Origin of the sequence: Saltatorellus ferox (assembly GCA_007751475.1) — a bacterium.
Classification (GTDB): Bacteria; Planctomycetota; UBA1135; order UBA1135.
Window position 1 is genome coordinate 5,195,945 of sequence record CP036434.1, and the last position, 23,543, is coordinate 5,219,487.

General features: G+C 66.9%; 16 protein-coding genes. 11 read left to right on the forward strand and 5 right to left on the reverse strand.

Going from position 1 to position 23,543, the window contains the following annotated elements; genetic code table 11:
- Position 1 precedes the first annotated feature (1 nt).
- The 4 genes from Poly30_RS18570 to Poly30_RS18585 are packed head-to-tail and all read left to right on the forward strand — an operon-like array spanning position 2 to position 4,957.
- Complete coding sequence (locus Poly30_RS18570; RefSeq protein ID WP_145200602.1) at positions 2 to 1,033, forward strand: ABC transporter permease; 1,032 nt, start codon at positions 2 to 4, stop codon at positions 1,031 to 1,033.
- Positions 1,033 to 2,877, forward strand: a complete 1,845-nt coding sequence (locus Poly30_RS18575; RefSeq protein WP_145200605.1) for an ABC transporter permease — start codon at positions 1,033 to 1,035, stop codon at positions 2,875 to 2,877. The genes Poly30_RS18570 and Poly30_RS18575 overlap by 1 nt, the downstream gene beginning before the upstream one ends.
- Positions 2,877 to 3,950 (forward strand): ABC transporter ATP-binding protein, encoded by a 1,074-nt coding sequence (locus Poly30_RS18580; RefSeq protein WP_145200608.1) that lies wholly within the window; start codon positions 2,877 to 2,879, stop codon positions 3,948 to 3,950. Before Poly30_RS18575 ends, Poly30_RS18580 begins: the two co-directional genes overlap by 1 nt.
- Positions 3,947 to 4,957 (forward strand): ABC transporter ATP-binding protein, encoded by a 1,011-nt coding sequence (locus Poly30_RS18585; RefSeq protein ID WP_419190365.1) that lies wholly within the window; start codon positions 3,947 to 3,949, stop codon positions 4,955 to 4,957. Before Poly30_RS18580 ends, Poly30_RS18585 begins: the two co-directional genes overlap by 4 nt.
- 230 nt (positions 4,958 to 5,187) lie before the next feature.
- Here Poly30_RS18585 and Poly30_RS18590 read toward each other — a convergent pair whose 3' ends face one another.
- Both Poly30_RS18590 and Poly30_RS18595 read right to left on the reverse strand, forming a co-directional pair.
- The gene (locus tag Poly30_RS18590; RefSeq protein WP_419190366.1) at positions 5,188 to 6,156 is read right to left on the reverse strand and encodes a diacylglycerol/lipid kinase family protein; all 969 of its coding nucleotides are present in this window, start codon (positions 6,154 to 6,156) and stop codon (positions 5,188 to 5,190) included.
- On the reverse strand, positions 6,149 to 7,345 hold the full coding sequence (locus Poly30_RS18595) for an SGNH/GDSL hydrolase family protein (protein WP_145200614.1): 1,197 nt from the start codon (positions 7,343 to 7,345) through the stop codon (positions 6,149 to 6,151). The genes Poly30_RS18590 and Poly30_RS18595 overlap by 8 nt, the downstream gene beginning before the upstream one ends.
- 124 nt (positions 7,346 to 7,469) lie before the next feature.
- Here Poly30_RS18595 and Poly30_RS28695 point away from each other — a divergent pair, with 124 nt between their 5' ends.
- The 3 genes from Poly30_RS28695 (at position 7,470) to Poly30_RS18605 (ending at position 10,204) form a co-directional block, all read left to right on the forward strand.
- On the forward strand, positions 7,470 to 7,595 hold the full coding sequence (locus Poly30_RS28695; RefSeq protein WP_419190367.1) for a hypothetical protein: 126 nt from the start codon (positions 7,470 to 7,472) through the stop codon (positions 7,593 to 7,595).
- A gap of 98 nt (positions 7,596 to 7,693) precedes the next feature.
- Positions 7,694 to 7,921 (forward strand): hypothetical protein, encoded by a 228-nt coding sequence (locus Poly30_RS18600; RefSeq protein ID WP_145200617.1) that lies wholly within the window; start codon positions 7,694 to 7,696, stop codon positions 7,919 to 7,921.
- A 63-nt stretch (positions 7,922 to 7,984) separates the two neighbouring features.
- The gene (locus Poly30_RS18605; protein WP_145200620.1) at positions 7,985 to 10,204 is read left to right on the forward strand and encodes a WD40/YVTN/BNR-like repeat-containing protein; all 2,220 of its coding nucleotides are present in this window, start codon (positions 7,985 to 7,987) and stop codon (positions 10,202 to 10,204) included.
- A 34-nt stretch (positions 10,205 to 10,238) separates the two neighbouring features.
- Here Poly30_RS18605 and Poly30_RS18610 read toward each other — a convergent pair whose 3' ends face one another.
- Complete coding sequence (locus Poly30_RS18610) at positions 10,239 to 12,839, reverse strand: sigma-70 family RNA polymerase sigma factor (protein WP_145200623.1); 2,601 nt, start codon at positions 12,837 to 12,839, stop codon at positions 10,239 to 10,241.
- A gap of 160 nt (positions 12,840 to 12,999) precedes the next feature.
- Positions 13,000 to 14,964 carry a carboxypeptidase-like regulatory domain-containing protein gene (locus Poly30_RS18615; protein WP_145200625.1) on the reverse strand — a complete coding sequence of 655 codons (1,965 nt, stop codon included), beginning with the start codon at positions 14,962 to 14,964 and terminating at the stop codon, positions 13,000 to 13,002.
- A 360-nt stretch (positions 14,965 to 15,324) separates the two neighbouring features.
- On the opposite strand from Poly30_RS18615, the gene Poly30_RS18620 reads away from it, so the two are divergent.
- From Poly30_RS18620 to Poly30_RS18630, 3 genes are all read left to right on the forward strand, one after another.
- Positions 15,325 to 17,820 (forward strand): RNA polymerase sigma factor, encoded by a 2,496-nt coding sequence (locus Poly30_RS18620; protein WP_419190368.1) that lies wholly within the window; start codon positions 15,325 to 15,327, stop codon positions 17,818 to 17,820.
- 327 nt (positions 17,821 to 18,147) lie between these two features.
- Entirely contained in the window at positions 18,148 to 19,728 is a 1,581-nt protein-coding gene (locus Poly30_RS18625) for a right-handed parallel beta-helix repeat-containing protein (RefSeq protein ID WP_419190369.1), read from the forward strand.
- Between the two features lie 138 nt (positions 19,729 to 19,866).
- On the forward strand, positions 19,867 to 20,169 hold the full coding sequence (locus Poly30_RS18630) for a hypothetical protein (RefSeq protein WP_145200634.1): 303 nt from the start codon (positions 19,867 to 19,869) through the stop codon (positions 20,167 to 20,169).
- 71 nt (positions 20,170 to 20,240) lie between these two features.
- Here Poly30_RS18630 and Poly30_RS18635 read toward each other — a convergent pair whose 3' ends face one another.
- The gene (locus Poly30_RS18635; protein WP_145200637.1) at positions 20,241 to 22,799 is read right to left on the reverse strand and encodes a sigma-70 family RNA polymerase sigma factor; all 2,559 of its coding nucleotides are present in this window, start codon (positions 22,797 to 22,799) and stop codon (positions 20,241 to 20,243) included.
- A 239-nt stretch (positions 22,800 to 23,038) separates the two neighbouring features.
- Here Poly30_RS18635 and Poly30_RS18640 point away from each other — a divergent pair, with 239 nt between their 5' ends.
- On the forward strand, positions 23,039 to 23,530 hold the full coding sequence (locus Poly30_RS18640; protein WP_145200640.1) for a hypothetical protein: 492 nt from the start codon (positions 23,039 to 23,041) through the stop codon (positions 23,528 to 23,530).
- Positions 23,531 to 23,543: the final 13 nt, after the last annotated feature.

Sequence of the window (23,543 nt, forward strand, 5' to 3'; positions counted from 1 at the left end):
CATGCTCCGCTTCCTCCTGCGCCGCTTCCTCTGGTTCGGCATCACGATCATGACCGTGATGACGGTCTCGTTCTTCCTGATGCATTCCGTCAAGGGCGGCCCCTTCGACGGCGAGCGCAAGCTCGACCCCGTCATCGAGGCCAACATCAAGGCGCGCTACCACCTCGACTGGCCGCTCTGGCGCCAGTACCTGCACTACGTCGGCCCGTTCAACCTCGACGACAACCGCGCGCTCTTCGCCGAGGACTCGGACGGTGACCTTCAGCCCTGGCGCTCGAGCAACCCCGCGGGCCAGGAGGTCAAGGCCTTCGGCGGCGTGTTCGCCGGCGACTTCGGCCCGTCCTTCCGCTACAAGGACTTCACCGTGAACGAGATCCTCGCCGAGAGCCTCCCGATCTCGATGCTGCTCGGCACCCTATCCATGATGTTTGCGCTCGCGCTGGGCATCAGCGCCGGCATTGCGTCCGCCCTCCGCCCGGGCTCCGGCATCGACCTCTCGCTGCGCCTCGCCGCCACCGCCGGGATCGCGCTCCCGAACTTCGTCATCGCGAGCTTCCTGATCATCCTCTTCGTGTTCATGATCCCGCTCCTGCCGGTCGCCGGCTGGGGCACGATCCAGCACATGCTGCTCCCCGGTTTCTGCCTGGGCCTCGTCTTCGCCGCCTACATCGCGCGCCTGACGCGCACCGGCATGCTCGAGACCCTCAGCGCCGACTACATCCGCACCGCGCACGCCAAGGGTCTCAGCCCCCGCACCGTCGTGCTGCGCCACGCGCTCAAGGGCGGCCTGCTCCCCGTGGTCTCCTACCTCGGCCCCGCCACCGCCGGCATCCTCACGGGCAGCCTCGTCATCGAGAAGATCTTCTTCATCCCGGGCACGGGATCGCACTTCATCAACGCCGCCACCAACCGCGACTACACGCTCGCGATGGGCGTCACGATTCTCTTCACGGTGCTCGTCTATACGCTCAACACGCTCGTCGACATGGCGTACACGCTGCTCGACCCGCGCATCTCCCTGGAGGACGAGTAGTGGCCATTCCCCAAGGTGATTCACGCTGGGCTCTCTCCCCCGAGGACCTCAAGCGACTCAGCAAGGAGGCCAAGAATTTCAAGGGCGAGAGCCTCTGGTCGGACGCCTGGCGCCGCCTGCGCCGCAACCGTACCGCGTTCCTGGCCCTCGTGTTCCTGGCCGCCTTCGGCGGGATCTCGCTCATCGCGCCTTTCCTTCCGCTTCCGTCCCCCATCGCGCTCTCCCTGCGCGACGAAGCGGCACCGCCGCAGTGGATGTGGGAAGAGCCCGAGTCCCTTCCGAAGCCGCCCGCCGCTGGCACCGGCATGACGGCGTGGACCGCCAACCTCTGGAACGACGGCTGGCGCCACCGGACGATGCTCAGCGTCGCCGTGAGAGACGAAGCCGCAGCAGAGTCCGCACGAGCACGAATCGAAGAGGTGGCCGGACGCAAGTCGGCCATCGAGCTTCGTGGGGCCGAGGCGGTTTCGGAAGACGGTCTGTCGAAGGTCGCGTACGTCTCCGTGCCGCTCCTGCGCACCGACACGCCCGACGTGATCCCCGGCGAGACGGACATCCGGGGCAACGTCACCGCCTGGCGCTACGATGCAGCGATCCCCGAGGCCTCCCCGATCCCCGGCGAGCCTCCGCTGGAGGTCGAACCCGACTGGCGCGTCGTCCATTCACTGGAGCTGAAGGCCCCCGACGGCACGCCCTTCGACCCCGCACAGATCTCGACCTGGTCCATCGATCAGCGCACACGCAAGGTCGAGCTGTTCCTCGCTCGACAGGACCCGGTCCCCGGCATCGGCTCCTGGATCGTCCGCTATCAGCTCGATCGCGCCATCAGTGGCCCTGTCGTCACCGTGCGCGTCAACGGCCAGCTCCTCGCGGGCTCGAAGCCTATCGTCGAGTCCAACCCACAGGACGCGCAGATCGTGGACGCCCGCCTCTTCGAAGGCATCGAGCACGACGACATCGGCCGCCAGCTCGCCCGCTCGTTCGAAGCGGACCCCGTCCCTGGCGCCCGCTTCCTGGAGGCCCGCCACGAGAGCGGCTACTGGCCCTTCAAGGGCCTCGTCGGCAGGTTCGACGACCTGCTCCTCCACGCACGCGTGCACGTCTTCGGCCTGTGGCAAACGGGCAACTGGATGGGCACGGACAGCCAGGGCCGCGACCTCATGTCTCGCATCGTCTGGGGCAGCCGCACCTCCATCATCGTCGGCCTGATCGCGTCGCTCTGCTCGCTCCTGATCGGCGTCCTCTACGGCGCGTTCAGCGGCCTCATGGGCGGACGCATCGACAACCTGATGATGCGCATCGTCGACGTCCTCTACTCGATCCCGTTCATCTTCGTCGTGATCTTCCTGATCACCGTCGTGAACGAGTACCGGACCGAGCTCGAGGACAACTTCGGCATCGACCGCGAGAAGATCTTCTTCCTCGTCATTGGCGCGATCTACTGGCTCACCATGGCTCGCGTCGTGCGCGGCCAGGTGCTCTCGCTGAAGAACACCGAGTTCGTGGAAGCCGCCCGCGTCATCGGCGCCTCGACGACCAGGATCCTGCTCGCCCACATCGTCCCCAACGTGCTCTCGATCGTGATCGTCTACCTGACGCTCACCATCCCCGCGGTGATGCTGTTCGAAGCGTTCCTCTCCTTCCTCGGCCTCGGCATCGAGCCGCCGAAGGTCTCCTGGGGCCTCCTCGCCGTCGACGGTACGTCCGCCATCAACCCCCTCAAGATCTACTGGTGGCTCGTCGTTTTCCCGTCCCTCGCCATGGGCACGACGCTTCTGGCGCTCAACGTCCTGGGCGACGGCCTCCGCGACGCCCTCGACCCCAAGCTCCGAGGCAAGTCCTGATGGCCACCCCGATCCTCGACGTCCAGAACCTCCGCGTTCGCTTCGAAACCCACCACGGCATCGTCCGCGCCGTCGACGGCGTCTCGTTCCATCTCCACGAGGGCGAGACCCTCGGCCTCGTCGGCGAATCCGGCTCCGGCAAGTCCGTCACGAACCTCGCGCTGATGGGACTCGTTCCACAGCCCCCGGGCGTGATCGAGGCGGATCGCCTCACCTACCAGGGTCGCGACCTCCTCACGCTCTCGGACCGCGAGCTCCGCAGGCTCCGCGGCAACGAGATCTCGATGATCTTCCAGGACCCCATGACCTCGCTGAACCCGCTGCTCACGATCGGGCGGCAGCTCACGGAAGTGCTGGAGGTTCACAAGAAGCTCGGCCGCCGCGAGGCGCGCCGGCTCTCCGCCGAAGGGCTCGACGACGTCGGCATCCCGGAGCCCCAGAAGCGCCTGGACCAGTACCCGCACGAGCTTTCGGGGGGCATGCGCCAGCGCGTGATGATCGCCATGGGCCTGCTCTGCAAGCCCAAGATCCTGCTCGCCGACGAGCCCACGACAGCCCTCGACGTGACGATCCAGGCGCAGATCCTGGAGCTCATGAGGCGGCTCCAGGAGAGCCACGGCACCGCCATCGTTCTCGTGACCCACGACCTTGGCGTCGTCGCCGGCATGAGCGATCGAGTGAACGTCATGTACGCGGGCAAGCTCGTGGAAACGGCCGAAGCCGGCCCGCTCTTCGAAGAGCCGCGGCATCCGTACACGAAAGGCCTGCTCGGCAGCGTCCCACGCCTCACGGGCGACCCCGACGCCGAGCTGGACTCGATCCCGGGTGCGCCGCCGGACCTCGCGGCGCTGCCGCCCGGCTGCTCTTTCGCGCCACGCTGCGGCTTCCAGGTCGCGCGCTGCACCGAGGATATCCCCACCCTCTTCGAGCTTCCTACCGTCCAGAGCGAACGCAGGTCCGCCTGCTTCGAGCACGCGCGCCTGGGTCCGACGCTGATCGCCGATACCCGCGGCCGGCTGAATGGACTCGACGGAAATCCCGACGGAGATCCCAACGAAGGAACCCCCGCATGAGCCCTCGCATGAGCACCCCGATGCTGGAGGTCACGGACCTCCACAAGCACTTCCCCATCGGCACCAAGGGACTCCTCGGGAAGCCCGCCCGCTGGCTGCACGCCGTCGACGGCGTCTCCTTCAGCCTGGAGCGCGGCGAGACCCTCGGCCTCGTCGGCGAGTCCGGCTGCGGCAAGTCCACGACGGCTCGCGCGATCATCGGCCTCTACCCGCCGACGAGCGGCTCCGTGAAGTTCGAGGGCCAGGAGATCAGCCACCTCACGCGCTCGGAGCGCGCGCCTTTCCGGCGGCGCATCCAGATGATCTTCCAGGACCCCTACGCGTCCCTCGATCCGCGGCAGACCGTCGCGTCGATCCTCGCGGAGCCCCTGAAGATCCACCGGCTGGCGAAGCCGCGCGAGCGGAAGCTGCGAGCGATGCAGCTCCTCGACGCCGTGGGCCTCAACCCGCGTCACATCCACCGCTTCCCCCACGAGTTCTCCGGCGGCCAGCGCCAGCGCATCGGCGTCGCGCGCGCGCTTTCCCTGGAGCCCGATCTCATCATCTGCGACGAACCTGTGAGCGCCCTCGACGTCTCGATCCAGGCCCAGGTCGTGAACCTACTCGAGGAACTCCAGGAGCGCTTCGGGCTCTCCTATCTCTTCATCGCCCACGACCTTGCGGTCGTCCGCCACATCTGCGATCGCGTCGCGGTGATGTACCTCGGAAAAGTGGTCGAGATCGCCGAGCGCGACGAGCTCTTCGGGAACCCGCAGCACCCCTATACGAAGGCTCTGATGTCCGCGGTGCCCCATCCTGATCCAAGGGTCGAGCGGACCCGGGAGCGCATCGTGCTGGAAGGCGATGTGCCGTCACCGCTGGACCCGCCGTCGGGCTGCCGATTCCATCCGCGGTGCATCGAGCGTCACAAGGTCGCGGGCGATCTCTGCTCCACGGTGGAGCCGCAGCTCGATACCCGAAGCGCCTGCCATCTGACGGCGACCGCAACGGCCGCAGCCTCCATCTGAGCCGCCACGTGCCCCGCCGTAATTTCGAAAGAAACTCAGACGGACACGGTTACCTCCGGAGAGACGCGGCCTATTTCATGCGTCGCGAGAAGGTCGGCAGGCCCTGATCGCGATAGAGGATTGCTTCTGGCACCCTGGGTCCCACAACCCAGGGTGCCGCTTTTTTGGGTGACTCCCGTGCGTCTGCCGACAAGAGAACGGGCCCCACCGTTTCTATCCAATTTTTACCATCACTTCGCAGCGCATGCCAGCGCCCCGATCAGCCTGAGCGCGGCGGGCTGTAGCGTCACGGTGATCTCACGGGCCAGGCCCATGGGATCCCCATCGAGCTGCCACGCAAACGGCCTCTCGGCCAGAACGGACGTGAACACGACCGCACGTCCCTGGCTCCGCTGGCAAGCCCATGTCGGCCCACGCCAGCGGAGCTGCGCCGAGGTCAAAGCCACGGCTTCCACCAGGGGCGATGCGGATGACCGGAGGTGCAGGTCGAAGAGTCCATCTGCAGCGCTGGCGCCGGGTGACATCGACATGCCCTTGCCGTAGGTTTCGGTGTTCGAGAGCACGGCCGCGACCGCGCGCTCACCCGCCGAGGAACCGTCCAGTGTCACCCGGAACCGCGGCGGTGAAAGCGCCAAGAGTTCACGCACGCCTGCGAGGGCATAGAGCGAAGCCGCGCTCCGCTTGTACAGAGCTCCCCCGAAGCGCGTCGCGCGCGAGCGCCCGATCCGCGCGGCCACGGCCGCGTCGTAACCGATGCCCAGCATCGCGAGGAAGACCTCCGGCTCGCGGCCATCGGCCGTCGCCCAGCCCACGTCGAAGGCCACCGCGAACGACGCCTCCATGACCTCGGCCGCGCGCACTGGATCGAGCGGCAGCCCGAGTTCACGTGCCACCACGTTGCCCGTTCCGAAGGGCAGGATGCCGAGCTCGGGCTGGGGCCCGCTGCTGCGCGCGAGCAAGCCCGCCGCCGCCTCACGGAGCGATCCATCGCCGCCCAGAACCAGGAACCGATCCGCGCCCGAACTGGCGCTCAGCTCGGCGATGTGCCCGGCACGCTCCGAGGCCCGCAGCTCGACCGAGTGCCCGCGCGCCTCCAGCATCGCTCCGACCGAGGCGGCTACCCCCACCGAGCGGCCACTGCCCGCGATCGGGTTGTAGACGACGGTGTAGCGAACCGCGCCGGTCGATCGATCAGTCATCGCGGTCCGCATGGCCGACGGCATCGTGGGCGATCAGCTCCTCGAGAATCACATCGGCCACGATTCCGTAGCCCTCGGCGTTCGGATGATATCGGTCGCCGGACAGGAACAGCTGCCGAGGCGGCGTCTCCTGGCGTGCAGCGCTTCGGAAGCGGTCCGTCAGGTCGAAGAAGGACATGCCGAGATCCTCGCATACCTTGGAGAGCGTCACGATGGGCGTGCGATCGTAGGTATCGAGGAAGACCTGGCTCTCGTAGGGGAAGAGAAAGACGAACACCTCGGCCTCGGAAGCCTTCGCCATCTCGCGGATGTCGGACAGGTACTGGCGCTGGAGGTCCCAGACCTCGCTGCTGACCCCCTCGGCCAGGCCGTCGTCGGATTCCGATGCTGCTTCGGAGGCGACCTTCTCCGAGGCCTTCCAGTCCCTCGCCTTCTGCGTGTCGTAGTAGACCGCGCGCGCCTTCCGATACATCGCGAGCCGGCCGAAGCCATCGCGGACGCTCTGGGGAATCAGCGTGCGGAGCGTCCGCTCGTTGAAGACCTTCTCGTCGACGGCGCGGATGGTGTTCGGGAAGTCGTTGATGTTGTAGCCGATCAGGATCAGGTTCGGCTTCAGCTCCTCCACGTGTTCCTCGAGGAACTGACGATAGACGCGCGGGTGCGCACCGTTCAGGCCGAGATTGAAGACGACCGCGTCCCCGCCCCCATCGAGCGTCGCGTCGAGCCGCGCCTCCAGCTGGCGTGGCCACGTATCCGAGTCCAGAACGCCCTTGCCGAACGTACAGGAATCGCCCAGGCAGACGACGCGAAGTTCGTCCGGACCGAAGGTCATCGGCTGCGCCTCTCCGCGAAACCCGCGCTCGTCGATCTCGTACCAGGTGGCGTCCCAGCGTCCCACGAAACCGGGCTTGTGCCGGACGTGAAGATCCGGCTTCGACTCGACGTAGGGGTAGCGGTCGAAGAGGCTGAAGGGGCCTGGCTCCATCGCACGCAGGACGAGCTCGAGGCCGACGGCAGCCAGCAGCAGCGCCACCGCGGAGATGGAGAGCTTCTTGGCGAGACGCCTCAGAAGAGATTCGTTGCCGTGGGAAGCCAAAACCTGTCGGGGCGAGAGAAGGGCGAGCCCCCCGAGGCGGAGAGCGTGGGATTCAGGTCCACGCAGGCTCCGGAACGGGACCGCGTGCGTCAAGTCTGGAGGCCTCGAATGCCACCAGAGGACCCTGACTCCCTACCATGGGGGGCCCGCTGGACGTCCCCTCTCCGCTGGATGGTCCAGCCTGCGACCCGCCCCTCTCTGCCCCACCGATGCCCCCATGAACTTCCTCAAGGAGAACTGGGCCTGGATCGTGATCCCGATCCTGCTCTTCGTCGCCGCCGTCGTGGCACTGATCGTCCTCGGTGACTCCGATCCCCTCGGAAACCACGAGTACAACCTCTGATCCGCGCCCGCATCGGGCCCGTTCCCGAATGGAGCGGGCCACCTTATTTCCGCCGGTTGGAGCACGGCCCGGCCGCCGCGATCCTCGATGAGTCCCCCATGGGAAGCTTCGATATGTCACCGGCCACGCTCTTCGCGGGGATGGTCGTGAGCGGAGTGGGCTTCGTGCTCTTCCGCTACGGCAAGAACGAATCGGAGTTCCCGCAGATCCTGGCCGGCCTGGCGCTGATGGCCTGCCCGATGTTCGTGCCGGGCGCGCTGATGAACTACCTGGCCTGCGCAGGCGTGCTGGCTGCCCTGTGGGCCCACGCGCGCTGGATGCCCTGACTCCGTGAGGGTTCCGCGCACGCCGCGTGCCACTCATCCGTCGGTCGAGCTACCGTAGCGCCCATGGCGCTCCCCTCCCTGATGACCGCGTGCTGTCTCTTGACAGCGTTGGCCCCCTCTTCACAGGAACCCGAGCCCGTCACCGGCGGCGCCGCGCGCATCGCCGCGTGGGAGCAGCACTCGGCGATGACCGCGGCGCTCCCCGAGGATGCCCCTGCCTGGCGCGCTCTGGGTCCGAAGAACTGCGGCGGCCGCATCGAGGCGGTCGACTCGCCGCGCGGTAAGCCCGGCGTGATCTACGCGGGCGTCGGATCGGGCGGCGTGTGGAAGTCCGTCAACGGTGGGCTCTCGTGGAAGCACGTCTTCGCGAACGAATCGACCTTCGCCATCGGCGACGTGACCGTGGATCCGAACGACGAGAACACCGTCTGGGTCGGCACCGGCGAAGCGCACCTCGGCGGCATGTCCTACGACGGCACGGGCGTCTTTCGCTCCATCGATGGAGGCGAAACCTGGGAGAACCGCGGGCTCGTCGACAGCGCTCGGATCGGCAAGGTGCTGATCGATCCGCGCAACTCGAAGTGCGTGCACGTCGCGGTGATCGGACCGCGCCGGGGCGCCTACGAGGGACGCGGAGTCCACGTCAGCCGGGACGGCGGCGCGACCTGGGAGCAGACGCTCTTCGCTGGCGACGAGGTCGGCATCATCGACCTCGCCCGGGATCCGTTCGATCCTGACCGCCTGTGGGCCGCCGCCTGGGACCGCACGCGGCGCGGAGAGGGCGGCGTCTTCCGCAGCAACGACGGTGGCGCGACCTGGAAGAAGCTCGAGGGCGGACTGCTCACGGGCAACGACGTCGGACGCGTGGCGGTGGCCGCCTCGGCCGCCCGGGAGGGCGTGGTCTATGCGCTGATGGTCGACCACTCGCCGCCAGGGGAAGGACGCTACGACGTCGGCGGCGCGCTCTATCGCTCCGACGACGGCGGCGACAGCTGGGCACGGACCTCGAAGGAGTACGTCGACACCTATGTCGGCTGGGACTTCTGCGACGTGATAGCTTCCCCGGACGACGCGGATCAGGTCTACGTCTGCGGCTTCCGCCTGATGGTGTCGCAGGACGGCGGCGTCACTTTTCAGCGCGGCGGCGAGAAGGTCTTCCGCCTCCAGGATCACCCGGGCCAGGGCATGCACCTCGACATGCACGACCTCTGGATCGACCCCGGGAACCCCGACCGCATCCTGCTCGGCACCGACGGCGGCCTCTACGTTTCGATGGACCGCGCGAAGAGCTGGCTCCATCTCAACAACCTCCCCATCGCCGAGTTCTACACGGTGTACCTCGATGGCGCCGAGCCCTTCGGCATCTGGGGCGGCACCCAGGACAACGCCTCGCTCACCGCGCCTTCGACCGCCAGCCTCGAGGACGCGCTGCCCGACGACTGGACCTACGTGTTCCTCGACCCGTGGGACGGCGGCGACGGGTTCTCGACGTTCCCCGATCCGAGCGGCGACGGAACGGTCTACTACGAACAGCAGAACGGCGAGATGCGGCGGAAGAGTCCGGGCGCGCCGCTGCGCTGGGGTCGCGAATCAGGCCAGCGCATCACCCCGAGGGCCGGTGAAGGCGAGCCTGCGCTGCGCTTCGCCTGGAACACGCCGTTCTTCCCCTCCCGCCACGGCGAGAACGTCCTCTACTGCGCGGCCCAGGGGGTCTATCGCTCGACGGATCGCGGCGACGGCTGGAAGCCGATCAGCGAGGACCTGACCGGCGGCCACGGCAGCGTGACCGCGCTCGCGGAGTCTCCCCTGGACCCCAGCCGGCTCGCCGCCGGCGCCGGGCGCGGGCATGTGTCGGTGACCACCGACGGCGGAGAGAGCTGGACGAACGTCGGCCCGAACCTGCCGCGCAACGGCCTGCTGCGCCTCGCGCTCTCTCCCCACGACCCGGAGCGAATCCACGCATGCCTCTCCGGGATGGGGATGAGTGACGTGCGCCCGTACCTCTACGTCACCGAGGACTTCGGGGCGACCTGGAGCTGGCTCGGCGAGGCGCTGCCCCACGCCGGCGTCAACGTCGTCCTCGAGGACCCGGCCCAGGACGGCACCCTCTACGCAGGCACCGACCTGGGCGTGTACACGAGCCGCGACGGCGGCAAGAGCTGGAACTCCCTTTCGAAAGGCTTCCCCACGGCGCCCGTGCTCGACCTGGCGCTGCACTCGAAGAGCCAAACGCTCGTCGCCGTCACGCACGGCCTGAGCGCCTTCGCCCTCGAGCTGCCGTAGCCGCCGCCCCGTGCCTTGCCCATGAGGGGCGCTGCTACTCGGCTTCCAGCCGGAAGGTCGGGATCTCCCGGGCCTCGCTCCCCGCCAGCGGTGGCGATAGCTCAAGGGTTTGGGGCGCATGGCCCTCGGAGTCGAGGCTCAGCACGTACTCGCCCGGCGGAAGGAAGGGGATGTGGAACTCACCCATCGGGTTGTCCAGGCGTCGGGTGATCAGGACGAGTGGATGCTCTCCCTCGATCGTCAGCACAACCGGAATCGCGTTGCCGCCCGAGTCGAGCACCCGGCCGGTCAACGAGGCGGTGGGAAGGTGCGCATCCTCCAGCACGAATTCAGCGGCCACTGAGCCCGCCTGCATGTCGTTGAGCTGAAGGAGCGCGTCGCCCATCCACCGGCCGGGGAGGTGAAGCGAAAGGTCGTAGGTCGCGTCCAGGCAACTGGGCGCCTCGAACGTACCGTCTTCGCGGACGTCGACCTGGAAGAACGCCATGGGCCCTTCCTCTCCGGGCGCAGCGCCGCGCACGTGAAAACCGTTCAAGGGGACGCCGTTCGCGCTGAACGCGCGGCCGAGGAGGGCGAGCGGCGCTGGGAGGGACGGGCTCCATTCGGAGGCCTGCCCCGCAGAGATCAAGACCGTTCCTTCCAGGCCTCCCCCATCGCGGCCGGTATCGACGGTGACCTTCACCTCGCCGGTGCAGAGCATGGGGAAGACGTAGGACCCCGCCTCATCCGTTGTCGCCTCGGCAAACGACAGATCCCATTCGGCGCCGGTGACCGAAAGGTGAGCGCCTGGCACGGGCTGGCCGAGGTGGTCGGTGAGCGTCCCCGTCAGTGATCCAGCGTCTCCTACGACGACCTCGACCTCTGCGCTTCCACCCGGGGCGATCTCGACTGTCTGCGCTCCGGTGTCCGTCCGGGGGCCACGGGCGACGACGCGAAAAGCGCCTGAGCCGAGGCGATCGGTAGAGAAGCCTCCTCGCTGGTCGGTCTTGAGAAGTAAGGCGGCAGCGGGATAGGCGTAGCCCCCATCGCGAGGGATTGGTCTTCCGGAGGACTTCACGCCTGCGAATACGATTTTGACGACGGCCTGCGCCACCGGAGCGCCAGAGGGCGTGACAACGCGGCCATGGAGTTCGCCTCCCAGCGCCTGGAGCACGAGGGTCACTCCGACCTCGGGATCGGTGGGCTCGTACACACCGGGCATCTCCTGCAGGGAAGGCTGCATGCCCGGCGCGCGAGCGCCGATGCACTGGAGCTTTTTGGCGTGTGGAATTGCGAATCGGCCTTGGGCGTCGGCATACCCGGCCAGAAGAGAGGTATCCGGCGCGCCGTTCCCCTGGCTCATCCATATCTCGGCGCCCGGGACGGCGCGGCCCTGCTCGTCGATAACGCGTCCGCGGAGGGTCATGCCTCCGCCGACGCGCAGGACGATCTCCGCCGTCTCTCCCGGCTCCACTTCGACGCTGGCCTCCGGGCGGCTTCTAACGTACGAGCCGTTGCGCCATGCGCGCGCGTGGACGGATCCCACGGGCAGCGAGGTGAAGAGTCTCTCTCCGCGCGCATTCGTAGAGACCTCCACGGAGTCGTGCCATCTGGAGGTGGAGAAGCGCGCCAGGCTGACTCCAACGTGGGGCATCGGTTCTTCCGTCCCTTCATGGAGGACTCGGACAAGCACCGCGCCGGTCGTAGCGGACAGCCCATGCATTTCCGGAGCCGCAGGCTCGGGTGGAGCGAGTTGCGCGACATCGGTGACATCGGCGGCTGCGTCGGCTCTCGCGCTGGAGCCCTCGGGTGCCTGGACCTCGAGGAGATCCACAAGCGTGACCTCCATGGCTGGCTCGGGCAGTTCAGGTGCGGCCGCGAGTCTCTCCTCAGACCCGCTTGGCTCCGCGCCTCTCCACAGGCTGCCCAGCAGCACGAGAGACAAAAGGGCGGCCACCAGGACGGCGAACTTCTTCATGGCGATAGGGACGAGCCAAGTCGTCGCGAGTGAGGAGGCTGATGAGGCGCCCGAAGGTGCGCTGCATCCAGCGTGGGACGCCGTGGCGCGGAAACTCTCTGCTCGGAAGCCCTCTGCGGTGAGACTCCCAAGGCCGGCGGCGGCCATTGCCCACGAACGCAGGTCGCGATCACCGAGGTCCTGTCGTAGCTTGCCTCGCGCCCGCGAGAGCCGGCTCGAGACGGCGTTGGGCGTCGTGTTCAGCCGCCGAGCGATCTCGCGCGGCGCGAGACCATCGAAGTAGCGCAGCACCACGACCTCGCGGTCCTCCGGCGCGAGCGCAGCGACGGCCTCGGCGACGCGCCTCTGCAGCTCGATGCGCTCGTCGACACCCGCTGCGCCGCCGCTTGCCCCCGCAGCGCCCGAGGCGTTCCCTCGCGCGGACCCGGCCTCGACCTCGCGTGCCCGTCGATTGGACTCCGAGCGCACGGTCATCCGCGCGAGGTTCCGGGCGGTCGCTGCCAGCCACCGCCTCAGACCGGCGGGGTCCTGTCCCCCATCCAGGTCGCTCTGCCACGCGGCCAGAAGAGCCTCCTGCGAGACATCCTCCGCCCGCTGCGCGTCCCGCAGCACATCGCGGGCCAGCCCACGCACCCAGCGAGCGTGCGCCAGCCAATCCTCCTCGCCTTCGTGCTTCATCCAAAGGCCAGATTGCAGCGGCCGCCCAACTCTTGCAGGGATTCTGGCTTTCCTCTGGAGCAGAGGGAGCCGGCACCGATGTCATCGCCCCGCCGGGGCGGCAGCGGGCCAACCCCGAGCGACTCGCCGATCGAAGCCGGAACTCCCCGAAGCTTGGTGGTCAGGGGACTTCGATTCGATTGATCGTGTCGGGCGCGAGCTGGATCGGCACGCGCTTGACCACTTCCCAATCCTTCAGGATCTGGAGCTCGGCGGCGGCTTCGCTGACGGAGACCACCGCCGATAGGCCGCCGTCGAGCTGGAGATCCGTCGAGGAACTCGATCCGCGGGACGTCCTCGACGAGATCATCAGCCGCTTTCCCGTTCCATCCAGGATCCGCACGGCCTTTGGCACAGGACTCATTCCCGAGCAGTCGATGACCACGTCGAGGTTGCGCTCGATCTCGATCTCCAGCTCTTCATCGGTGAAGCCGTCGTCGCCTGGATCCAGGGTCGCCGTCACGATCCCCGGCCTGCTGACCTCGAGGTCCACGCCTCGCCGCGGCACCTGGTTCAGGACGGCCCTGCCTTCGCTGTCCGTGATCCCGGTCGCTCCGTTCCGCGACATGAGCGAGTTCCGAGTCCGTTGAAGAATGAAGCGAGCTGCCACGGTCGCACCCGGCACGCCTCGACCCTCCCGGGTCACCACGCGAACGTGGAGCTCTTCCACGGCAGCATCCGCCGGAAGGCGAAGCTCCAGATCTTCCGTGCCGGCAGCAACCTCCGGACGCACGATGGACAGGTACGAGGGAGAGGTGAACGCGCGGACGTCGTAGCTGCGCTCCAGAAGCCCACCGATCTTGAAGACCCCTCGTTCGTCCGTTCGATCCCTGAGGGATCGGCCGGAAGCCCTCGATTCGAGGGACGGAGAGTCCCCATCCAGGTGATCGAGGATCGTTGGATTCAAGAGCTCCACGGCCCACCCCTCGAGCGGACGGCCCTCGCTATCGAGGACGCGGCCCTGAATGCTCAAGAGATTCGGCTGAAGCTGAAGGTCGAGCGGTCCGACGCGCACGCTCTTATGGTTCCAGGCCTCGTCGTAGGGCAAGAGCGCCGTTCCAGCGGACGAATGGGCCGCCGCGAGCGGGGTGCCGAACGGAATCCCTTGCCCCCGGACGAGTTCCCACTGCCCCGATGAGTCGGACTCCGTGCGGGCATCGCCCAGAAAGATCGTGGCTCCCTCCACGAGCTGTCCCTCGATGTCGCGAACCACGCCGAAGAAAACCGAGTCGCTGCTCTTGCGCAGGGGTTCCGAGTCGACCTCGGAGCGCAGCCCGATCACCAGGCTGAAGTCATCGGCTTCGGGCACCGGGGTCGAAGTCGCCAGGAATCCGTCCGCGACCGTGGAGAGGGGCGCGCTTTCGAACACCGGCACGTCGCGGATCTCGAAGGTCCCATCGGCGTTGCCGCTCCAGGTGAGTTCGACCTCCGTGGACCGCTCGAGCGAACGCGGAAATCCAGACAGGCCTCGCCACGGAATCGACATGCTCATCGCTGCGCCGGGAACGGGCGTGCCGTCGCCGGAGACGACCACCCCTCCCAGCGTCACGACGCGGGCGACCATGATCACGGCTTCCTCGCTTTCCAGGTGACGACTCACGGCTCCGGCGAACACCGTCCGGTGCCCCTCGTGCCTGGCGCTGAGGATCGCAGACGCGCTTTCCATGGTGACCTCGAATCGCCCGTCGCCGCCCGTGACCGCCAGGACCTGAGTCTTACCCCGACGGACGATCTCCGCGCCGGCCACGGGGGCACCGCCGGTGTCAAGGACAAGCCCCTTCGCGGTCCAGGGTTCGGCTGGCGAGGTGGAGTCGCTAACGGTCCCTGTCGGTACGCCTGCGGGGATCTCCGCAGGCGTCGAGAGCGGGCTCGCCCCGGCGTCGGTGCGAGTCACCGTCGCATCTGGCACCGCCAGCTCTTCCACCTCGGCTCCGCTTTCCCCAGCGTCCTTCGGGCCCGGGCTCTGCTCGAACGTCACCGCTGGGCCGGGCCCCTGCTCGACCGCTCGCCCCTCCGAGGAAAGCTTCCAGACGAGCACAGCCGCCAAACCCACCACGCAGAGACTCGCCACCAGTGCGTTCTTCATGCCGCGAGGCTAGCAAGTTCCGTGCAGTTTGGCTCGGCGTCCAACAGGAGGGCGCCTTCCAGGTGCTTTCGGATTCCACCAGGAGCGGCCGTCGAAGGCAGTGCTGAACGATCTCCGCGATGGCTCGACCGGGCCGGGCAAGCTTCATGGCCAGGCGGGCATTCTCGGCAGTTACCCCGGCATCGTGCCCCGCATGATGGAGTCCTATCCGTCGATCTGAACGCCGTCATCCCCGACGCAGCGGACGACTCGTGGGAGAACAACACCGAGGTCTACCTGCAGCACATGCGCGACCGATTTTCTCGAATCGGCTGAACGATTCGACGCGCTCGCGCCATGGGATAGGTGATGGAAGAGCCCATGAATCGACCACCGCAACGAGGGGAGGGTCCGCCGAGCCTTGAGTCGGCACTCCAGCACCTTGGGTGGGTTCGTCAGCTCGCTGCTGTGCTCGTGGGCGGTGGTGCGGACGCCGATGACGTCGCGCAAGAGGCATGGAGAAAGGCGCTCGAGAACCCTCCTCCCCTGAGCGTGGGCTGGAAGGCCTGGCTGGGCGGCATCGTGCGCCACACGGCTCGCGATCGAGGCCGCGCGGAGTCGCGCCGCACGCAGCGGGAGATTGACGCCGCCGCGCCTGGGAGAGTCCAAGAAGACCCTGCAGCTCTACTCGAACGAGTCGAGGAAGAGCGTGCTCTGGTGCGGCTCGTGACCGGTATGGAGGAGCCCTATCGGACTCTGCTCCTGCGCCGGTTCTTCGACGGCTGGAGTATCACGATGATCGCACAGGCCGATGGCCTACCAGAGGCCACCGTTCGCACGCGACTCCGCCGCGGCCTCGAACGCCTGCGCGAACGAGCGGCTCAAGAGCGCGGTGCGGGCACCGAGCGTTGGCTCTCAGGGCTCGCTCTCCTTCGGCCTGACCCCACCACCGTGGTGACCGCCGCCTCCCTCTCGTCCAGCTGGACGTTCGTCGCCATCGCGTTTCTCATGCTCAAGACCCTGGGTCTCTTCGCCGCCGTCGCGGCGCTCGCCTTCGTTGCCCTCGGCCCTGGATCCATGGATTCGCCGGAAGCGGTCGAACATGACGATCCGGTGAGCGCCGCGCCAGCGGAGTCGCTGGTGGCGATTGCAAGCGACTCGTCTCGATCGCAGGGCTCCGGCGTCGAGGATCCCCGTGGAGGATCGGAGGCCAGCGCGCCTCCTGCCTCGAAGCGACCTGATCCAGTGGAGCGAGGACTCCGGGTACAGGGCCAGGTCCTCACGGGCGAGCTTCCCCTGGAGATGGACGGTTGCAGCGTTGTCTTCGGGAGCTTCGACCTCGATGTCGAAGCCACCGCCTCAGCTGAGATTGGCCCCGAGGGACGCTTCCAGCTATTCGTCGGAGAAGAGATCGCGACCGATGGCGAGCGAGTTCGAGGCCGGCTCGTTGGCGATCCCACGTTCGGCGCGACACAGGTTGAGCTCGAACTTCGCTCCGAGATCGTCGTGCGGCTACCGCCAACGCTTCTCGCGCACGGACGGGTCTCCACGACCCCCGCTGTCCCGCTCGGCGAGGCCTGGGTTCACTTCTCTGACGCCGACGGCGCTTGGTTCCTCGGCTTCTGTCAGGTAGAACCGGATGGGACCTTCTCTTTGCCGATCAGGCCGCACCATTGGGTGAGTCAGATCCACTTCACGGTCTACTCCAACGGTCGGAAGGTCCTTGAGGAAGTCGTCGAACTCGCGGCGCTCACGTCGGCTCGAGGGCTGCACTACGACTTCGAGATCTCCGTCGTTGAACTCGTCGTCAAGGACCTTGAAGGCCGTCCCGTCCCAGGCGCAAAGCTCGTCCTCGATTCGGTACCAGAGCAGCTGTTCCAGCAGTCCGAAGTGGAGCTTGGAACCGCCGGAGCCATGGATCTGAACCTCCCGCTCGAGAGATTCCAGTATGTCGTCCAGGCGCCTGGTTTCGAGCCCAGGACTGGCCGCTTCGATGTGGAGCCACCTGGGTCCGAGCCGCAGCGCGTGGAGGTCGTGCTGAGTCGGGCCAGCGAGGCCTCGGCGAGAAGCAGCCCCGTCCGCCTCCATGGAACCGTCACTCTTGGTGGCAGCAAGAAACTGAAGGACGCCTACGTGTCCGCGTCCGCCCAGGCCGAGTCGTGGAGCGTTGGGCACGCCCTCTACTTCGACGGTGTGCGCACCGACGGGAACGGCCAATACGAGCTGATGCTGCCTCGCCCCGGGGTCTACATGGTGACGGCTTCCCACCGGGACGGGCCGATGTCCGACACCCGGCCTCTTTCCGTGATGCATGAGCTACGCTTCGACGTGGACCTCACGCCTGAGTCCCAGGTGTTTCTGCGCCCGATGGGTGCAGTCCATGAGCTTCCGCAAACCCACGGACTCGTGGAGTGGCTACGGGTTCAGGACGCAGGGGAATCTCTATCTCTCACGAGAACTGGATGGCCTCACTCGCTCACCGTGCAGCCTGATCGATCCTACAGCGTCATGGGGCGACTGATGGGCACGGACCTTTTCGGCGAGACCCGGATCGACAGCGCTTTGATCGCGCAGGGAAGACCCGTCCCCGTGTCGTTCGCCCGAGCCACCATCGCCTCCGGGAAGCTGCTGAGTTCCGCTGGCGTCCCGGCGGTTGGAGCACGCGTCATCGCGTCACCGGGTGCTGGCGCCTATCGGCTGGCTCCAAAGTCATGGCGCTCGGCCGTCACGGACGACGCCGGTGACTTCCAGGTCTTCGCGCTCGGCCACTTCGGGGGCGAGGAGACGCTCGAACTCACCGTGGAGTCTGGCCCATGGGGCCCGCGAACGGTGTTCACCATGAACCTCTTGGGTCATGGGACGCTGACTCTCGAGTGAACCTCGCTGGCTCCCCATCGCTGGCGCACCGCGAGGCGGTACCGAACCTGGCAATACCGAACCCGACCCAAATCCGCCACGTTCCCGCTGGTGGAGATCGTGATAGGGATCAACACGGGAGGTCTGTCGAGTAGCGTCGCGCGGAGCGTATAGCGTCCCAGCGGTGCGATTCCACGCGCACAGCCAAGATCCGCAAAACCGCATTCTGTGGCGCAGACTCCTGGCGAGAGCCCAATCTGCCGTTACACATGCTGGAGCATGGGGTACCGTGGTGGTGGCGCACCTTCTCGCGCCAAAAACTCCCGCAACCCTCCTCCCTCGCTTCCCATGCACCTGAATCCCCTCTCCGTGGGGCGCCTCGCCGTATTTTTCCTCGGTCTGCCCGGCCTCTCGCTTTCGTCTGCGGCGCCGCGCGCCGCGCTGCCACTCACCCCTTGGGCCGACGTCTGGGTCAACCCAGTCAGCGGCTCCGACGCCAGTGTCGGGACGTCGGCGTCGACGGCGCTGAAGACTCTGCTCGAAGCCGTGAGTCGCGTCTCGGCTGGCGACACCGTTCATCTCTTGCCTGGCACCTACGCCGAGGCCACGGGCGAGATGTTTCCCATCGTGATTCCTGCGGGAGTTCGTCTCGAGTCAACCGCAGGCCGCAACGTGACCACGATCGATGGAAGAGGCGCCTCCAGTCCCGCCACCTATATCTTCGACTGCCGCCCCGGATCCACCTTGGCAGGCGTCACGCTCCTGAGAGATAGCCAGGATCATCTCGGCTTCACCATAGGTGATGCCAGCACAACGCAGCTCATCGAAGACGTCGAGTTCGTGGGCGGAGCGGCTGTCCTTCAGACGGAGAACAGCTACTTCCAGTTCGATCGGTGCGCCATGCGCTCACAGACGACTGCGTCCGTATCCGTCCGAACCCAGAGCGACCTGGATGAGCTTCACCTTCGGTTGAACGACTGCGAGCTCTCTGGATCTCCGGACGGTGTGAAAGCGCAATTCACGGCCCTCAATGACGCAAGCATTGAGCTCGAACGTTGCCGCATGGTCGACGGCGGAATCGCGATCAACCTCTACAGCGCTAGCTACACGACCCCAAAGCTTGCCCTACGCAACTGCCTGATCGCCCGGAACGGGACAGGCATTCAGATCGGAGACGGGGGCTTGCTGCTCTACACCCAGGTGAACATCGAGCATTGCACGATCACCGACCATGTGCGATACGGCATCGACATCAGGGAGACCAACTTTCCTGAGTCGGGCATTCACTCCTCGATCATCACGGGCAGCGGGTACTCGGACGTCAGGGTTCAGGCCTACGGCGTGCCGATCAGGATGCGTCACTCACTCGTGGAGGACGGCGGATATCAGGCTCACAGCAGCAACCTGTCAGGTGACCCCGGATTCATGGCGGCGAGCATCGGGAACTACTCGTTGCGCGCTGATTCTGTTTGTCTTGACAAGGGGCTCAGCGGTGTCCCGTCGTCGAGCACGGACTTGGACGGGAGACCTCGATCGATGGATGGGGACCTGGACCTCGGACCTGCTCCGGACATGGGTGCGCTGGAGCATGCGCCACTCGCGGGACCCGACGCGATCGAGATTGGCCAGCAGGCCCTGTTCGGGCTCAGCGGTCCACCCGGTAGCTTCTCGACGCTCATCATCGCCCCGGGCGGCTACGCTTCCTTCGGCAACACCACGCCTTTTGGCCGGTTGTTCCTTCAACCAACCGGAGCGTTCCGGGTGACCCCCGTCATGACCACGGGAGGCGCGCCTACCTGGGTAGATGTCTCGTCGATCATCGATCCAAGCTGGGTCGGAACCAGCATCGGCTTCCAGGCGCTCCCGAGATCCTTCGCCGCCCCCGCGGGTGGCGCGTATAGCAATCCGCTGCTGATTCCCGTTGAGTGACCCGAGGCGACGCGCGGTCTGGAGGGTCCGCCGCCCCGACGCAACCTCCAGCCGCCCATGGCAGTACCGAACCTGGCGGTACCGAACCCGACCCAAAGCCGCCACGTTCCCGTTGGTGGAGAGACACCTCTGACGGATATGACCTCCAAGCGAGATGGCGACGCGAGGACCGCGTCGACGAGCCGCTGGCGCGCCTCCGCGTTCGCCAGCGCCACGGACGCCGAAGGAAGCTCCTGCCTGCCCGGAACGGACCCGATGGCGCGCAAGGACTTGATCGAGGGCGAGTCCGCGGGTGATGCACGACGGCGGGACGTTCGCACCAACGACGACCTCGAAGTCCTCCTCCACATCACGATCGAGCCGCATCCTGTTCCGGCAGAGCATGTGCAAGAGCGCTCAGGGTGCCCGTCGCTCGAGGCTTCGACCTCCAGCTACGGATAGGCGCTTTTGCGACGGCCCAGCACCAGGGCGGAGGGCCGAGCGCTGCGCGCGGCACGGTCCTGCGCAGACTCCTAGGGCCGAAGCACGGTGACGGTTTCTGGCGCAAGCTGCAGGTTCATTCGCCCGACGTCGCGCGTCCCTTCGAAGAGCACCAGCGTCGCCGCGACCTCGCTAACGGAGAGGACCTCGGACTGCCCATTTCTCAGCGGGACCGTCATGGACCCGCTGCTCCCATTCGCCATATGCATGGACGCCTGAAGGCGCCGCCCGTCGGCATCCAGGATGTGCGCTGACGTGGCCCCTTCGTATGGGCCGGCGGCCTCGATGCGGAAGTGGCATCGGCGCGGGACTCGGATCTTTATCGATGCGGGGTCGTACTCCTCCGGGAACTCGTAGGTCCCTGGAACCACGCTTTCCCCGGAGTACCCGAGGTACACGTCGCTTCCTGGCACCGCCTCGAGCGAGAACTCACCTGCGTCGTTCGTCACGGTCGTGGGTCCAGGCATGGACGAGTGTCCTGTCGCGCTGATGGAGGTGGGTAGCGACACGCTGAGCCGTACGCCGGGCAGCGGCTGCCCGCCCAGGCCGAGGACCACGCCGTGAAGATCTTGCACGTCATCCAGATCCGCATGGAGCACTGCATCAAGAGATCCGCCGAGCGCGCGAGCGGACGCATGCCGAAGGGTCCTCCTTTCGTGCGCTTGTACCCTGTACTCGCGTGGGTACAGGCCCGTCAGAACGAACCGTCCCTCTCCGTCGGTCATCACCCTCGGATGGGCCGTTCGGGCCAGCGCCTCTGCGGAGTCGATCGGGATGGTGTACTGACTGATCTCTGTCTCGTCGAGCACGTCGACGAGCCAGCCGGCACACGGCGCACCTGCGGCATCGACGACCCTCCCTCGAATCTCGAGCGCCTCTTTTCCCAGGACGAGTTCGACGGGGCCAGGGGGCGTCGCTGCCGCTTCGAGGCGTTCACCGAAGTCGGGGAGGATGGCCGGCTGGAATCCGGCTTTCGCGGCGCAGAGCGGCGTGGTGCTGGCCAAGCGGGGAATGGGGAGGCGGAACAGTCCGCCCGCAAGGGAGGTTGTTCGGCTCGACGCCAACTGCACACGGGCTCCCTCAACGGCCATCCCCTGATGGTCGAGGACCACCCCTTCGAGCATGGGCTGCTCCGTCTCATCGGGCCTCGCCAGCTCGATGACCATGGGCCACTCCATGTCGTCGAGCGCGACGCTCTTTCCTATGAAGCCATCTGCGAACACGGACAAGCGCAAGCCAGGAGCGACAGGGAAGCGCTCGAGAGCCACGCGTCCATCTGCATCGGACAAGCACGCGATGTGCGTCCAGCGCGTCATGTCTAGCGCGTATGGGAATCCATGGAACGCCTCGCCCTGGGGGCTGAGGCGCATGCTAGCTCCGACGATGGGGGCTCCTCCGGAGTCCTGGACCCTGCCCTTGATCGACTGAACGCGGGCCGCGACCACCAGGTGCTCGCGCTCCTGGTTCATTTCGTCAACGCAGCTCGGACGAATCGTGATCCAGTCATCGTCCTCCACGCGAAGGCAGGAGTCGTCGGACGTACTGTTCCAGCGCGGCCCAGATCCCGACGGGAGGTACTGCAGCTCGAAGCGACCGTCTCCGCCTGTGCGAGCGGACGCCAATCTATCCTGCCCTATGAAGGAAACGTCGACGTCGCCGATCGGCTCCCCGCGCATGTTGATGGCCTTCCCGCGAACCGAGATGGGCTCGGGGCGCGGTGTGGCCATCGAGTCCTCCTCGGCTTGAACCCGCGTGGTCAGCTCCGTGCGCGTGGTAGGGGCGGCAGGCCTGGAGGCGGGGGGCGGGGCCAGTCTGGAAGTGGTGTCGGCCAGCAAGCTGTCGGAGGCCGCCACGATGCGATCCTGTGCCCCGGGTGACGGCTGGTTCGGTTTCCACAAGAACATCGACGCTCCCCACCCGCCGAGAAGTACGACACCCAAAGCCGCTACCAGTTTGACGTTTGCACTCATGATCCACGCTCCCGCGACACTTCCTGGTCCCATCGTGCTGACGAGCGAAGTGCTCGCCGGCGCCATGATCGTTTCCTTGAGGCCCGCCAGCGGCAGCAAGGCCGTGCACCAGCTGTGGCGGTCGCCGTAGTCTCTGTCGAGCTCGAGACGCAGCTTGTCGAACGCTCGCTGAAGCCGGCTATGGACGGTCTTGAGGGGCACGCCCAGCCGCTCAGCGATCTCTGGCGGCGATAGATCCTCGAAGAACCGCAGCAGCACAACGCCACGGAACGGTTCATCGAGCTTCAGTACGTGACCTACGACCTCCCGCTGAACGGAGGCTCGTCTCGCGAGCTCCTCCAGATCCGACTGCGACTCAGGCTTGCTGGCCTTGCGCTCGCGCTCGCGCCGCCTCCCCTCGCTCCGACCCATCTGGCGCGCCTGATTACGAATCACAGTCGACCACCATCCGCGCAGATTCGTCGCCGTCTTGGGGGGCCTCCTGAGGGCCACGAGCCAGCCCTCCTGCACGACGTCATCCGCTCGGCTGGGGTCCGTGATCAGGCGTCGCGCCATGGCGCGTACCCATTCGGAGTGCGCCAGCATCGATTCGATGCGCTGTGAGTCTTGTTCGGGGGTCATGGCTACCTAGAAAGTGCCACTCACCCTCCAGCTTCCCCCGGAATCGGCTGGGAATCTCCGAAGTGATGCGGCCGCGGGCCTGGGTGCCATTGGTTGCGTAGCGGGAGGAAGCCCTTGGGCGGACGAGGCGAGACTGACCTGCGGCCTGGTACGGACGTTGCACGTGCGCAGAGTATCGCGCCCCATCGCCGCTCTCACTCGACATCCGCGGAGCGCCCTCCTCCACCCCTCTCGCTCCCATGATCAGCCTCCTTGCCCTCGCCATCGCCCTTCTGACGCTCCTGGCACCGTCGAGCACGCCCGAACCAGCCCAGCGCAGCGACGACGTGCCGCACGCGAAGCTGGCAGAGGAGAACGGGCGCCCGACTGCCAGGTGGGCAGGTCACGAGGAGGCCATTCTTCCCCTCCTGGGGGCCTGGCAGGCCACCGTGACCTTCGCCGACGGGGCCTCCGACGTCACGAACCTCGAGATCGAGCGCGCCGTCGAGTCCGAGACGGATGCCTCCGTCGGGCTCCTTTCCTTCGGCCCAGCTTCGGAGCGATTCCGCGGCCTCCTCACGGCACAGCGGGACGAAGCCGGCGTGATCTTCGCCAGTCAGGCCACGTGCCAGGATCCCCTCCTGGGAACCGCCACGCTCACCGGCCGAACCAGCGGGTCCACGCTGGAAGGCACGGCATTCCTGCCGGATCAGCAGCACCTGGTGACCTGGACGGCCGAGCGGATCGCGTAGAAGCCTGTCGCGC